The following is a 397-nucleotide window of genomic DNA, read 5'->3' on the forward strand; positions in this document are numbered from 1 at the left end:
AACGCCAGACCCATCTCAAGCAGCTCGAAGCCGAGTCCATCCATATCATCCGCGAGGTCGCGGCCGAGTTCGGCAACCCGGTGATGCTCTACTCGATCGGCAAGGACTCCTCGGTGATGCTGCACCTGGCGCGCAAGGCGTTCTATCCCGGCCCGCCGCCGTTCCCGCTGATGCACGTCAACACCACCTGGAAGTTCAAGGAGATGATCGAGTTCCGCGACAAGATGGCCGCGGAGGTCGGCATGGAGCTGATCGAGCACATCAACGAGGAGGGACGGGCCGCCGGCATCAACCCCTTCGACCACGGCAGCGCCAAGTACACCGACATCATGAAGACCCAGTCGCTCAAGATGGCGCTGGACAAGTACGGCTTCGATGCCGCCTTCGGTGGCGCGCG

At 63.0% G+C, this 397-nt stretch carries 1 protein-coding gene; it reads left to right on the forward strand.

From position 1 onward, the window contains the following. Nucleotides 1–397 (forward strand): sulfate adenylyltransferase subunit CysD (gene cysD, locus DOM56_RS20015; protein ID WP_232822378.1); only part of this gene is annotated, 397 nt, incomplete at both ends.

It is taken from the genome of Salinicola sp. CR57 (assembly GCF_003206585.1).
Lineage (GTDB): Bacteria > Pseudomonadota > Gammaproteobacteria > Pseudomonadales > Halomonadaceae > Salinicola > Salinicola lusitanus.